This is a genomic window from Arthrobacter sp. SAFR-179, assembly GCF_059414945.1.
Window position 1 is genome coordinate 558398 of sequence record NZ_JBPFDM010000001.1, and the last position, 11253, is coordinate 569650.

Annotated in this window: 12 protein-coding genes and 1 riboswitch; of the genes, 7 read left to right on the top strand and 5 right to left on the bottom strand. The window is 68.2% G+C overall.

Going from position 1 to position 11253, the window contains the following annotated elements:
• Positions 1 to 25 precede the first annotated feature (25 nt).
• Complete coding sequence (thiE, locus tag ACR65K_RS02800) at positions 26 to 760, bottom strand: thiamine phosphate synthase (protein ID WP_440151253.1); 735 nt, start codon at positions 758 to 760, stop codon at positions 26 to 28.
• A gap of 27 nt (positions 761 to 787) precedes the next feature.
• Positions 788 to 906, top strand: a riboswitch (TPP riboswitch).
• Between thiE and thiO the strand changes: the two genes are divergently transcribed.
• The 3 genes from thiO to ACR65K_RS02815 all read left to right on the top strand — a co-directional run bounded on the left by thiO (position 900) and on the right by ACR65K_RS02815 (position 3251).
• Entirely contained in the window at positions 900 to 2198 is a 1299-nt protein-coding gene (gene thiO / locus ACR65K_RS02805; RefSeq protein ID WP_440151254.1) for a glycine oxidase ThiO, read from the top strand. Its footprint overlaps the riboswitch before it by 7 nt.
• Positions 2195 to 2431 (top strand): sulfur carrier protein ThiS, encoded by a 237-nt coding sequence (gene thiS / locus ACR65K_RS02810; RefSeq protein ID WP_440151255.1) that lies wholly within the window; start codon positions 2195 to 2197, stop codon positions 2429 to 2431. The genes thiO and thiS overlap by 4 nt, the downstream gene beginning before the upstream one ends.
• A gap of 4 nt (positions 2432 to 2435) precedes the next feature.
• Positions 2436 to 3251, top strand: a complete 816-nt coding sequence (locus ACR65K_RS02815; protein ID WP_440151256.1) for a thiazole synthase — start codon at positions 2436 to 2438, stop codon at positions 3249 to 3251.
• A gap of 96 nt (positions 3252 to 3347) precedes the next feature.
• Here the strand turns inward: ACR65K_RS02815 and ACR65K_RS02820 are convergent, their stop codons facing one another.
• The 3 genes from ACR65K_RS02820 to ACR65K_RS02830 are packed head-to-tail and all read right to left on the bottom strand — an operon-like array spanning position 3348 to position 4620.
• The gene (locus ACR65K_RS02820) at positions 3348 to 3650 is read right to left on the bottom strand and encodes a hypothetical protein (protein ID WP_440151257.1); all 303 of its coding nucleotides are present in this window, start codon (positions 3648 to 3650) and stop codon (positions 3348 to 3350) included.
• A gap of 21 nt (positions 3651 to 3671) precedes the next feature.
• Positions 3672 to 3896 carry a DUF3107 domain-containing protein gene (locus ACR65K_RS02825; protein ID WP_056334681.1) on the bottom strand — a complete coding sequence of 75 codons (225 nt, stop codon included), beginning with the start codon at positions 3894 to 3896 and terminating at the stop codon, positions 3672 to 3674.
• A 58-nt stretch (positions 3897 to 3954) separates the two neighbouring features.
• Positions 3955 to 4620 (bottom strand): TetR/AcrR family transcriptional regulator, encoded by a 666-nt coding sequence (locus ACR65K_RS02830; RefSeq protein ID WP_056334683.1) that lies wholly within the window; start codon positions 4618 to 4620, stop codon positions 3955 to 3957.
• Positions 4621 to 4705: 85 nt separating this feature from the next.
• Here ACR65K_RS02830 and moeB point away from each other — a divergent pair, with 85 nt between their 5' ends.
• Complete coding sequence (gene moeB, locus ACR65K_RS02835; RefSeq protein ID WP_440151258.1) at positions 4706 to 5905, top strand: molybdopterin-synthase adenylyltransferase MoeB; 1200 nt, start codon at positions 4706 to 4708, stop codon at positions 5903 to 5905.
• A 146-nt stretch (positions 5906 to 6051) separates the two neighbouring features.
• Here the strand turns inward: moeB and ACR65K_RS02840 are convergent, their stop codons facing one another.
• Positions 6052 to 7377, bottom strand: a complete 1326-nt coding sequence (locus ACR65K_RS02840; protein ID WP_440151259.1) for a glutamyl-tRNA reductase — start codon at positions 7375 to 7377, stop codon at positions 6052 to 6054.
• 158 nt (positions 7378 to 7535) lie between these two features.
• On the opposite strand from ACR65K_RS02840, the gene hemE reads away from it, so the two are divergent.
• The 3 genes from hemE (at position 7536) to ACR65K_RS02855 (ending at position 11165) form a co-directional block, all read left to right on the top strand.
• Positions 7536 to 8630, top strand: a complete 1095-nt coding sequence (hemE, locus tag ACR65K_RS02845; protein ID WP_440151260.1) for a uroporphyrinogen decarboxylase — start codon at positions 7536 to 7538, stop codon at positions 8628 to 8630.
• Between the two features lie 3 nt (positions 8631 to 8633).
• A complete protein-coding gene (gene hemG / locus ACR65K_RS02850) occupies positions 8634 to 10085 on the top strand; it encodes a protoporphyrinogen oxidase (RefSeq protein WP_440151261.1) in 1452 nt (483 codons plus the stop codon).
• Between the two features lie 105 nt (positions 10086 to 10190).
• The gene (locus tag ACR65K_RS02855; RefSeq protein WP_440151262.1) at positions 10191 to 11165 is read left to right on the top strand and encodes a hypothetical protein; all 975 of its coding nucleotides are present in this window, start codon (positions 10191 to 10193) and stop codon (positions 11163 to 11165) included.
• Positions 11166 to 11253 lie beyond the last annotated feature (88 nt).

An 11253-nucleotide genomic window follows, 5' to 3' on the forward strand; every position in this document is an offset into this window, starting at 1 on the left:
TAGCTCCAAGTCCACGGATATGGCATCAGGCGCCGGCGGCGTCCAGCGCGTCGAGGAGTGAAGCAGCCGCGGCCGCGGGGTCGGGAGCCTCAGTGATGGCGCGGACCACCACGATCCTGCGGGCACCGGCTTCCGCCACCTGCCGGACGTTTCCGTGGTCGATGCCGCCAATGGCAAACCAGGGCACCGGATCTGCCACCTTTCCTGAGGCGTCCGCGGCGTACTTCACCAGGTCTGGTCCGACGGCTGCCCTGCCGGGTTTGGTGGGGGTGGCCCAGACCGGACCCACGCAGAAATAGTCCAGGCCGGCCGGACCGGCAGCTGCTGCCAGCGCGGCGTCCACCTGCCCCGTTGTGTGGCTGGAGAGCCCGATTGCGGCATTTCCATTGACCAACGTACGTGCTGCGGGCAAGGGAAGGTCCTTTTGGCCGATGTGGAACACCGGCGCCCCGGAGAGGACGGCGATGTCCGCACGGTCATTGACAGCCCACAGCCTGCCGTGCCGTACCGCCGTCTCCTTCAGCACCGCCAGGAGGTCCAGTTCCTCGGCAGCCTCGATGGCTTTGTCGCGCAGCTGGATGATGTCCACGCCGCCGGCGAACGCGGCGTCAACGAACTCCGCAAAGTCGCCGCGGTCCCGGCGCGCATCGGTGCAGAGGTACAGGCGGGCCGCCTTGAGGGCGTCGCTGTCCCGTGAATTGACAACTTCGGTGGCGGGAGCGCGGTGGCCGGCGGGGAAGGATGGGGTGGACACATTCATGCGTGCAAGCCTAGTTCCTCTAAACTGGGCTGGTACTGCGGGAGCCCGCGGCAGCTGTCACAAAGCGCCGGGCTGAGAGGGCGTCAGAGCCGACCGCTTGACCTGATCCGGGTAATGCCGGCGTAGGGAAGGAATCCATATGCGCACCCCTTTCAACCATCCCGGGTCCGCCGACGCCTCCAGCTCCTCCACGGTCCGGGCCGATGTTGCGGTCATCGGCGGGGGAGTGGTGGGGCACGGAATCGCCTGGGAGGCGCAGCGTTCCGGACGCTCGGTGGTCCTCATCGACCACGCACCGGGCACCGGCGCCAGCTGGGCGGCCGCCGGCATGCTGGCCCCCGTCAGCGAACTGCACTACCAGGAGGAAGACCTCCTGGAACTGATGCTGGACGCATCATCGCGCTGGCCGGGGTTCGCCGCCGCCCTGGACAGTGCCACGGGCGCGGATTCCGGATACCTCACGACGGCGACACTCGCGGTGGGTGCCGACGCAGCCGACCGCCGGGCACTCATGGATTTGCGTTTGGTCCAGCAGGACAACGGGCTGGAGGTGGAGCCCCTCACCGTGCGCGAAGCCCGGAAGCGCGAGCCGCTGCTCAGCCCGGCCATTGCCTGCGCCCTGGACACCCCGGCAGACCACCAGGTGGACCCGCGGCGCCTGGTGGCAGCCCTGCGCCTGGCCCTGGCCGGCGCGGCGCAGGAGTTGCCGGAACTGGCCGTTGCCGGGGCAGTCGATGGTTACGCCGTTCCGGACCGGGCAGCCCGGCTGTTGTGGGACGGCGGAGCTGTTGCCGGCGTCCGCCTTGCGGGCGGCGGCACGGTGCTGGCAACGGAGACGGTGGTGGCCAACGGGCTGCAGGCGGGGGCGCTTGACGGCCTGCCGGACGGCCTCGAGCTGCCGTTGCGGCCCGTGCACGGGGACATCCTCCGCCTTGCCGTTCCCCGCCACCTTCAGCCCCTGGTCACGTCAACGGTCCGCGGGCTGGTCCACGGCGTGCCGGTGTATATCGTCCCGCGGCAGGACGGGACGGTGGTGATTGGAGCCACCCAGCGCGAGGATGCCCTGTCCGGCGCCGTCAGTGCCGGAGGCGTATACCAGCTGCTGCGGGACGCGCAGGCGCTGGTGCCCGCCGTCGCCGAACTTGAACTCCTGGAATCCACCGCCCGTGCCCGGCCCGGAACCCCTGACAACGCACCGCTCCTGGGCCGGGTGCCGGTGCCTGGGGCCTCCGTGGGCGGACAAGCCGGGCATGTCCCGGGGCTCATCATTGCCACCGGATTCTTCCGGCACGGCGTCCTGCTCACCCCCGCCGCAGCGGCCATCTGCAGGGAGCTGCTGGACGGAAAGTCCGATCCCCGCTGGGCACCCTTCAGCCCGGACCGGTTCTCCAGGCCGGCCACAGCAGCAACAAGCCCCTTCATCAAGGAGACAGCGTGAACATCACCCTTAACGGAAACCCGCACACGGTTGCCGACGGCGCCTCCATCACCACGCTGGTCAGCCAGGTCACCGGACGCCCGCTGGCTGACAACGGGCAGGCGACCGACGGCGAGAAGCTGGGGGTCGCCGTCGCGCACAACGCACAGGTGGTGCCGCGCAGCCAATGGTTCGCCACCGCGCTCGCCGAGGGTGACGACATCGAACTTGTCACAGCAGTACAGGGAGGCTGACACCATGACCGAAACCAGCACCATCAACCCCGCAGGAAGCCCCGGGACCGGCGACGCCCTGGTGATCGACGGCGTCGCCCTCGGATCCAGGCTCATCATGGGCACCGGGGGAGCGCCCAGCCTCGACGGCCTGGGCGCAGCGCTCCTGGCTTCCGGCACCGCGCTGACCACCGTGGCCATGCGGCGCTACTCCACCGCGGAAACCGGATCACTGTTCCAGCTGCTGGTGGACCACGGGATCCGGGTCCTGCCCAACACCGCCGGCTGCTTCACCGCCCGGGACGCGGTCCTCACCGCAGAACTTGCCCGCGAGGCACTGGAGACCGACTGGGTCAAACTCGAGGTCATCGCGGACGAACAAACCCTCCTCCCGGACGCCGTGGAACTCGTCGAGGCCACCGAGCAGCTGGTCAACCGCGGCTTCAAGGTCTTTGCCTACACCAATGACGATCCCGTGCTGGCGCTGCGGCTGGAGAACCTTGGCGCCACCGCCGTCATGCCGCTGGGCGCCCCGATCGGCACCGGCCTGGGGATCCTGAACCCGCACAACATCGAGCTCATTGTTTCCCGGGCCACCGTGCCTGTGGTCCTGGACGCCGGCATCGGCACGGCGTCCGACGCCGCCCTTGCCATGGAGTTGGGCTGCGATGCCGTGCTGCTGGCCACGGCTGTCACCCGGGCGCAGAACCCGACGCTCATGGGCGAGGCCTTCAAGCACGCAGTGATTTCCGGCCGGATGGCCCGGGCGGCCGGGCGCATCCCGCGCAGGGAGCACGCCCTGGCATCGTCGGCAATGGAGGGCAGGGCAGAGTTCCTCTAGGCTCCCGATATCCGGTTAAACGGCTGTGGCCACCACCCGCGTGGGTGGTGGCCACAGCCGTTTAGTCTTTGCCGCCACGTGCACGCGACTGGAAGCTCAGCGCCGCAGGATCGCCGTGAGCTGCTGTGCGTCGTGGCGCGCACGCGTGCGGCCCAGGTAGACGACGGCGGCGATGGCGGCTGCAATGCCGAGAACGATGGGCAGGACCCAGGGAAGCCAGGTCAGCCCTGGCAGGTAGCCGAAACCGGCTGCCATCAGGATGATCCACACCAGCGCCGCAACACCTGCGGCCACGCCCGCCGGCAGCGCCGCCCCGTACTTGGCATGCCGCCTGTCATTGGCCCAGACGACGAAGCCCGCGGCGACAGTGGCCAGCACCACAATGATCAGCGAAAGCATGGATCTCCTTGGAACCGGGGACTAGAACTGGCCGAACCCGACGCGCCGGACCTCTTCGGCGCCGATTTCCACATACGCCAGTGCGTTGCCCGGAACGATGATCACGCGTCCTTTGTCATCCTTGAGCCGCAGTTCGCTGCCGCCATTGATGGCTTCACCAACAACCTTGGCCACAGTCTCCGCGTCCTGGGTCGATTCCAGCACGATCTCGCGGCCAACGTTTTGAACGCCGATCTTAATTTCCAAGGGGGCCTCCCAGCCTGTGAAAGTACTCGTGTCTACGAGGTGTTGTCTTATTTGTAGTCTAGGACTCTTTGGGGAAGCGAGAGATTCCGCGCCAAGCTAAACGGTAGATCAGGTCGCTGGCCACGTTGAGGTCCAGGTTGCCGTCCGTTTCCAGCCAGTACCGGGCGCTGACCTGCGCCATTCCAGCCAGTCCGCGGCCCAGGAGTTCGGCTTCGAGGTGGGGGAGCTTGGTGTCCTCGGCAATGACCCGGGCGATGGCATCGGCGAAGGTCCGGTTAAAGGTTTCCAGCCTGGAACTCACATCGGGGTCGTTGATCAGGTCGGACTCGAATACCAGCCGGTGGGCCTGGTCGTCATTGGCGATGAAGTGGAAGTAGGCGCGCATGACGGCCTGGACGCGTTCATCATTGTCCGTGGTGGAATTCAGGGCGCCCAGCATCAGCTCGGTCAGGGATGCCAGATGGCTTTCCAGCAGTGCCAGGTACAGGTCGCGCTTGGAGGGAAAGTGCTGGTACAGCACGGGTTTACTCACGTGCGCGGTCTCTGCAATTTCATCCATGGCCGCACCGTGGTAGCCATTGGCTACGAACACCTCCTGGGCTGCCGCCAGCAGCTGTGCGCGGCGCTCATCCCGGGGCAGCCGGGCGGACCGATGGCCTGCGGGGCGGGAGGCGGTTTGCGGTTCGGCGGCGGGCGGGCGGTCAGCCCGTGCTTCAGGGACCACAGTTGTCCTTCTTTCCATTGCAGTTACCCTTCACTTTACTGCGGGGTAATATGACCCGCTGGTATTCCGGGGCATACATTGAAGTATGGCTTCGTCTTTCACCGCAAATGTTTCAACCCTTTCGCTGGATCCGCTGGTGGAACCGGCTGCCGGCCTGACCCCTGATGAGGTGGAGCGTTACTCCCGGCACTTGATCATTCCCGAGATCGGAGCCCTGGGCCAGCGGCGGCTCAAGAACGCCAAGGTCCTGGTGATCGGTGCCGGCGGCCTGGGCGCACCGGCCTTGCTCTACCTGGCCGCGGCGGGCGTTGGCACCATTGGAATCGTTGATGACGACGTGGTGGACCTGAGCAACCTGCAGCGCCAGGTGATCCACGGTGTCAGCGACGTGGGCCGGCCCAAGATCGAGTCTGCGCGCGATGCCATCGCGGAGCTGAATCCGCTGGTGGATGTCCGGCTGCACAACCTGCGCCTGGACGCGTCCAACGCCCTGGAGCTGTTCAGCGGGTATGACCTCATTCTTGACGGAGCCGACAACTTTGCCACCAGGTACCTGGTGAACGACGCCGCCGCCATCCTGGGCAAGCCCTACGTGTGGGGTTCCATCTTCCGGTTCGACGGCCAGGTCAGCGTGTTCTGGGAGAAGCACGGTCCCACCTACCGCGACCTGTATCCGGAGGCTCCCCCCGCCGGTTCCGTCCCTTCCTGCGGCGAGGGCGGGGTGTTCGGCATGCTCTGCGCTGCCGTGGGATCGCTCATGGTGACCGAGGCAGTGAAGCTGATCACCGGCGTCGGGCGTTCCCTGCTGGGCCGCGTGGCCCTGTTCGACGCCCTGGGCGGCAGTTGGCGCGAGATCCGCGTGTCGAAGGACCCCGCGGCGGAACCCATCACGGAACTCACCGACTATGAGGCCTTCTGCGGCATCCCGCCCACAGCCGAGGCGGATACGGAACATACTGTTACCGCCACGCAGCTGGCCACCATGCTGGCGTCCCGGAAAGCCGGGCTCAAGGACTTCGAACTGGTGGACGTCCGCGAGGCCGGCGAATACGACATCGTCCGGATCGACGGGGCCAAACTGATCCCGCAGGGACGGATCCTCGCCGGCGAGGCGTGGGACGAACTGCCGGAGGACCGGGACATCGTGTTCCACTGCAAGGCCGGGACCCGGTCCGCAAACGTGCTGGCGGCGGCACGGCAGGCGGGCTACCAGCGGGTCAGCCACCTCGACGGCGGGATCCTGGCCTGGGTGCGCGACGTGGAACCCGACAAGCCGGTCTACTGACAGGAACGCCCGCTCACGTCTGGCAGCTTTTTTGGTAACGCCCGCTCACTTGCTTGAAAAAAGTGAGCGGGCGTTGCCTGGAAATGGACCAAACGTGAGCGGGCGTTGCCGGATGTGGCGCAGGTGCTGATGGCGCGTTGCGGGGGTCAGGCGGTTTCGCGGCCCTGGTGGTCCACCGGGCATTCGGCCTCGACGGCGGCAGGGGCGGCGGTGCCGGGCTGTTCGACGGTGATGCCGTAGAGGGCCTCCAGTGCGGCGACGTAGTCGTCCTGCTGGCCGTTGGCGGCCAGTTCGCGGGCGCGGACCGTGGGAACGTGCAGCAGCTGCTTGACCATGCGGCGGAGCGCGAACTCCACTTCTTCAGCGGCGGCGGTGCAGCCGTGGCGGGCGCGGACCTTTTCCATCTCCGCGTCCAGGACGTTCATGGTGTGCCGCCGCAGGGCAACGATGGCTGAGTCGACGGACCGGGCTTTCCGCTCCTGCTCGAACGCCTTGGCAGCACCCTTCACGATGCCGCTGGCCTGGGTCAGGGATTCCGCCTGTTCCTGCGGCGCGGCAAGGCGCACTGACTCCAGGGTGAGCAGCTCCACGCCGTCCAGCTCGCCGACGGCGGGGTCGAAGTCGTGGGTAAGGGCAAGGTCGATGGCGATCAGGGGCTGCGGTGAATCGGCCCGCACTTCGGCCAGCTCATCGGCTTCAACCCGGGTGTCCGATCCGCTGCAGCCGATCATCACATCGGCAGCAGCCACGGCGGACCGCAGTGAATCCACGTCCAGGGCGGTGCCGCCGCGGGAGGCCACGAAACCTTCGGCCCGGCCGGAGGAGGAGTAAACGGAAATGTCCGTGCAGCCGCGTTCACGCAGCAGTGCCATGGTGGCCCCGGCGTAGGCACCGGTTCCGAACAGCACAACCTTCTTGGCTGACCAGTCGGGGTTCTCGGAAAGATCGGTGGCCAGGTCCAGTGCAACGGAGACGATGGACAGGCCGCGGGAACCAAGGGCCGTCTGCGCGCCCACGTCCTTGGCGGTCTTGGAGGCGGCCTGGAAAAGCCGGACCAGGCCGGCGCTGGCAGTGCCGTCGTGCTGGGCGGTAATCAACGCCCGCCGCACCTGCCCGGCAATTTCGCGTTCACCGACGACGGCGGAGTCAAGTCCCGCGCTGACGGCGAACAGGTGCTGGGTCACCTCGGGTCCGGTGCGCGTGCTGAAGGAACGCGAGACGAGGGGTTCGGCCAGCCCGCTGGCCTCGCTGATGCGGGCCACGAGTGCTGCACGGGCAGCTTCGACGTCGTTGGGGTTGGCGGCTTCACCGTAAATTTCGTAGCGGTTGCAGGTGGCCAGGACCACTGCCCCTGCGACGGCGGGGGATTCGGTGAGGGCGGATGCGGCAATCCCGGAGGAACCGTTGCTCAACTGAGCAACGGTTTCAAGATCGATGTCGGCGTGTGTAGCCACCAATGAGAAAAGAACCACAGCAGACCAATCATAGCTTTTTCGTTGCCTGGTAGAACAACCACCGGAAAGGATAGTCGCCACAGTCCACGGTGATCTGCGCCACCCTTCCTGCGCCCACACTGTCAGCGACAGGTTGTCGTTATCTTTTGCAGCTCTTTTTCGGCACAATCAAAAGCATGACTCCTAGCCCTGCCGTCTCCGCTGCCGGCGTCCTTTCCGCATACCATCCGCTGATGGACGGCCGTACAGCGGACTCACCGCTGATCACGGCCTACCGCGGGGGCAAGCCGTCCCGCCGCCCCGTCTGGTTCATGCGGCAGGCAGGCCGGTCGCTGCCGGAATACCTCATGGTGCGCGAGGGTATCGCCATGCTGGACTCCTGCCTCCGGCCTGAGCTGGCATCCGAGATCACGCTCCAGCCAGTCCGCCGCCACGACGTGGACGCCGGCATCTTCTTCTCGGACATCGTGATCCCGCTGAAGCTCGCCGGGGTAGGTGTGGACATCGTCCCCGGCGTGGGTCCTGTCCTGGACAAGCCCGTGCGCACCGCGGCCGACGTTGCCGCGCTGCCCCAGCTCACCTGGGAAGCCCTCGAACCCATCCGCGAAGCCGTCCGCCTTACCGTGGCTGAACTGGGGAAAACGCCTCTGATCGGTTTCGCCGGTGCGCCGTTCACCCTGGCCGCCTACATGGTGGAAGGGAAGCCCTCGCGCGACCACCTCGGCCCGCGGACCATGATGCATGCCGATCCGGAGACCTGGACCGCGCTGGCCAACTGGGCCGCCGACGCCTCCGGCATGTTCCTCCAGGCGCAGCTGGAGGCCGGCGCCTCCGCCGCCCAGCTCTTCGACTCCTGGGCCGGTTCGCTGGGACTGGCCGATTACACCAAATACGTTGCGCCGGCGTCGGCCCGTGCCCTGGACCATGTGCGCCACCTCGGGGCTCCGCTGATCCACTTCGGCACGGGTACCTCCGAACTTCTCGTGGCCATGCGCGACGTGGGCGTGGACGTGGTGGGCGTCGATTACCGGCTACCGCTCGATGAGGCCAACCGGCGGCTGGGCGGAACCGTGCCGCTGCAGGGAAACATCGACCCCGCACTGCTGTCCGCCCCGTGGGAAATCCTTGAGGCCCACGTCCGCGAGGTCATCGCGGCCGGCTCCGCAGCTCCCGGCCACGTCTTGAACCTGGGGCACGGTGTACCTCCCGAAACCAACCCGGACGTCCTGACCCGGGTGGTGGAGCTCATCCACTCCATCTCGCCGGAATAACCAGTGGGCACCTCAGCGGCGAAGCCCCGGACAGCACTGGTGGTGGGCGGCGGTATCTCCGGACTGCTCGCCGCCCGGGAACTGGCGGCCGCCGGGCACCAGGTGACCGTCCTGGAGGCGGGCACGGCGTGGGGCGGCTGCGTAGGCAGCCATACCGTTGCGGGGCTCACCCTGGACAGCGGTGCGGAGTCGTTCGCCACACGCTCCGACGCCGTCGCCCGGCTCTGTGCCGAACTCGGCCTGGGCAGCAAGATTGTTCCTCCGCGTCCCGGCGGCGCGTGGGTGCAGCTTCCGGACGGTCCCCGCGAACTGCCGAGGACCGGCGTGCTGGGCATCCCCGCCAACCCCTGGGACCCTGAGGTCCGCCGCACCCTGGGCACCCTGGGTTCGCTGCGGGCTTCCCTGGACCGGCTGCTGCCCACTTCCGTGGGAGCCGGCAAGGACGTCACCAGCGTCTCCGCCCTGGTCCGGGCCCGGATGGGTTCGCGGGTGCTGGAACGCCTGGTCTCGCCTGTGGTGGGCGGCGTCCACTCTGCAGATCCCGGCTTGCTCGACGTCGACATGGTGGCTCCCGGCCTGCGGGCCGGAATGCGCCAACACGGTTCGCTCGCTGCCGCCGTTTCAGCCCAGCGGCGCGGCGGAACAAACAAGGCCGACGCACCTGCGGACAAACCCGCCAAGGCCGGCTCCGCCGTCGCCGGCCTCGAGGGCGGGATGCACACTCTCGTGGAGGCGCTGGTGGCGGATCTCCGCGGCCGGGGCGTCACACTTCTGGCGGGCACCGCCGCGACATCGGTGTCACGTACTCCGGACGGCTGGCTGGTCGACGCCGCCGGGACAATCTTCCGCACCGCCCTGCTGGTCATGGCCGTGGACGGCCCGGCCGCCGTCGGACTGCTGGAAAATGCTGTCCCCCTGATCGCGGGCAAGAAGCCTGCGTCCGGACCCGACGTCAAGCTGGTCACGCTGTTCCTGGACAAGCCGGAGCTGGACCGGCGGCCCAGGGGAACAGGAATCCTGGTGGCCCCGCAAACGCCGGGCATCGAAGCAAAGGCGCTGACCCACGCCACGGGCAAATGGGATTGGCTGACGGCCGCTGCCGGGCCCGGACGCCACGTGGTGCGGCTGTCCTATGGCCGGGTGGACGGCGCTTCCGCGCAGCAACCCGCCGGCCCGGAAACCGATGACGAGCTTTTCGCTGCCGCACTGCGGGACGCTTCCGCCCTCCTGGACGTGCAGATAGCCGGGGACGAGGTACGGGGCTGGGATGTGGTGCGGTGGCGCGGATCCCTGCCGTTCGCGGCTGTGGGACACCGGGCGCGGGCAGCGGCAATCCGCCAGGCGTGCACTGCCACTGGTGGGCTGGCGGTGGTGGGCGGCTGGGTGGCAGGAAACGGCCTCGCCGCCGTCGTTGCCGACACACGTGAGCAAATCGGCCAATTGACCCACGCCTGAACATCGCCGCTGGTCAGCGCGGCGCGTCTGGTTGGCGCCGGCGCTGAGCAGGGGCCGCCGGGCGCTTCCCGGTTTTCAATCGGGCAAGCGTTCTGGTTAGGGTCGATGACTATGGTTTCAAACAGGTCCGAGCTTTCCATGTCCCGGACCGGTATCCATGGGGGACTCCGCCGCGGCACTGCAGCCGCAGCCGTCGGAGTGGTACTGGTTCTTTCCACCGGCGTCCAGGCGTCCTTGGCCGATGACGCGGCCCCGCCCCAGGATCCCTTGGTGCAGGCGACTGCCGCAGCAAATGCCGCAGCGTCCGGTGGTTCCGGCGACGCCCGGACCCCGCGCGGAAAGGCTCCCGCCATCCCTGCGGTGCCGGGTGCATTGCTTCCGGCCGTGAAGGCCACGCTCTCCACGGGTTCGACGTCGGCGACGGCCACGGCCACAGCCACCGGGGACGCTGCGATTTCCGGCCTGCCCGTTCCAGTCCTCCCCACCGTCTCAGGGACGCCCCTGGCGCCCGGTGGACAGACCGCCGCTCCCACAGCGCGGGCGACGGCTCCCACGGGAGCGCCGGGCACCTCCTCCTCTGCGGCCCAAACCGGCGCCACCCAAAAACCAGGCTCCACGCAGCCGGGATCCACATCAGCCGCCGCAGCCGGGGCTGCCCCCGCCGCCGGCACGCCCGACCTGCCCGGGGCAGTCCCTCCTCTCCTGGGAACGGGAGCCGGCGAAGCCGCTGACCAGGCTGACGCACAGGCGGCCGGGCCGGGATCCGGCGGGACGGCAGGAACGCTGGCTCTTGACGGTGCAGGCGCTGCGGAACCCGGCGGCGGGGCCGGCACAGCCGCCGGCGGGGCAGGGGCTGCGCCTTCTTCCGCCCTGCCCACGGCGTTGTCCATCAATGCGCGGCAGTCCCAGCCCACCCGGATGCCCCAGGCTGCCGCTGCACCCGAAGGCCCGGGCCGCGCCGTTTCCTCCACCGGACCGCTGCCGGAGATGCCTGATGCCCTAGTGTGGCTGGGCGCAGGACTGGTTGGCCTGGGGACCGCCGCAGGGCTCGTGTTCCTGCGTATGCGCCGCCCCTTCTGATGCTGCGGGGGATGGCTCCCGCGCCCGCGAACGTGACTTTGCTCACTTCTACGAGTTGTAGAACTCTTCGGTTTCGCCTTGGGGGCAG

What these genes read in the sequence shown, in the direction of transcription:
- thiE (WP_440151253.1), bottom strand. Translation starts at nt 760, where the DNA reads ATGAATGTGTCCACCCCATCCTTCCCCGCCGGCCACCGCGCTCCCGCC.
- thiO (WP_440151254.1), top strand. Translation starts at nt 900, where the DNA reads ATGCGCACCCCTTTCAACCATCCCGGGTCCGCCGACGCCTCCAGCTCC.
- ACR65K_RS02815 (WP_440151256.1), top strand. Translation starts at nt 2,436, where the DNA reads ATGACCGAAACCAGCACCATCAACCCCGCAGGAAGCCCCGGGACCGGC.
- ACR65K_RS02820 (WP_440151257.1), bottom strand. Translation starts at nt 3,650, where the DNA reads ATGCTTTCGCTGATCATTGTGGTGCTGGCCACTGTCGCCGCGGGCTTC.
- moeB (WP_440151258.1), top strand. Translation starts at nt 4,706, where the DNA reads ATGGCTTCGTCTTTCACCGCAAATGTTTCAACCCTTTCGCTGGATCCG.
- hemE (WP_440151260.1), top strand. Translation starts at nt 7,536, where the DNA reads ATGACTCCTAGCCCTGCCGTCTCCGCTGCCGGCGTCCTTTCCGCATAC.
- ACR65K_RS02855 (WP_440151262.1), top strand. Translation starts at nt 10,191, where the DNA reads ATGACTATGGTTTCAAACAGGTCCGAGCTTTCCATGTCCCGGACCGGT.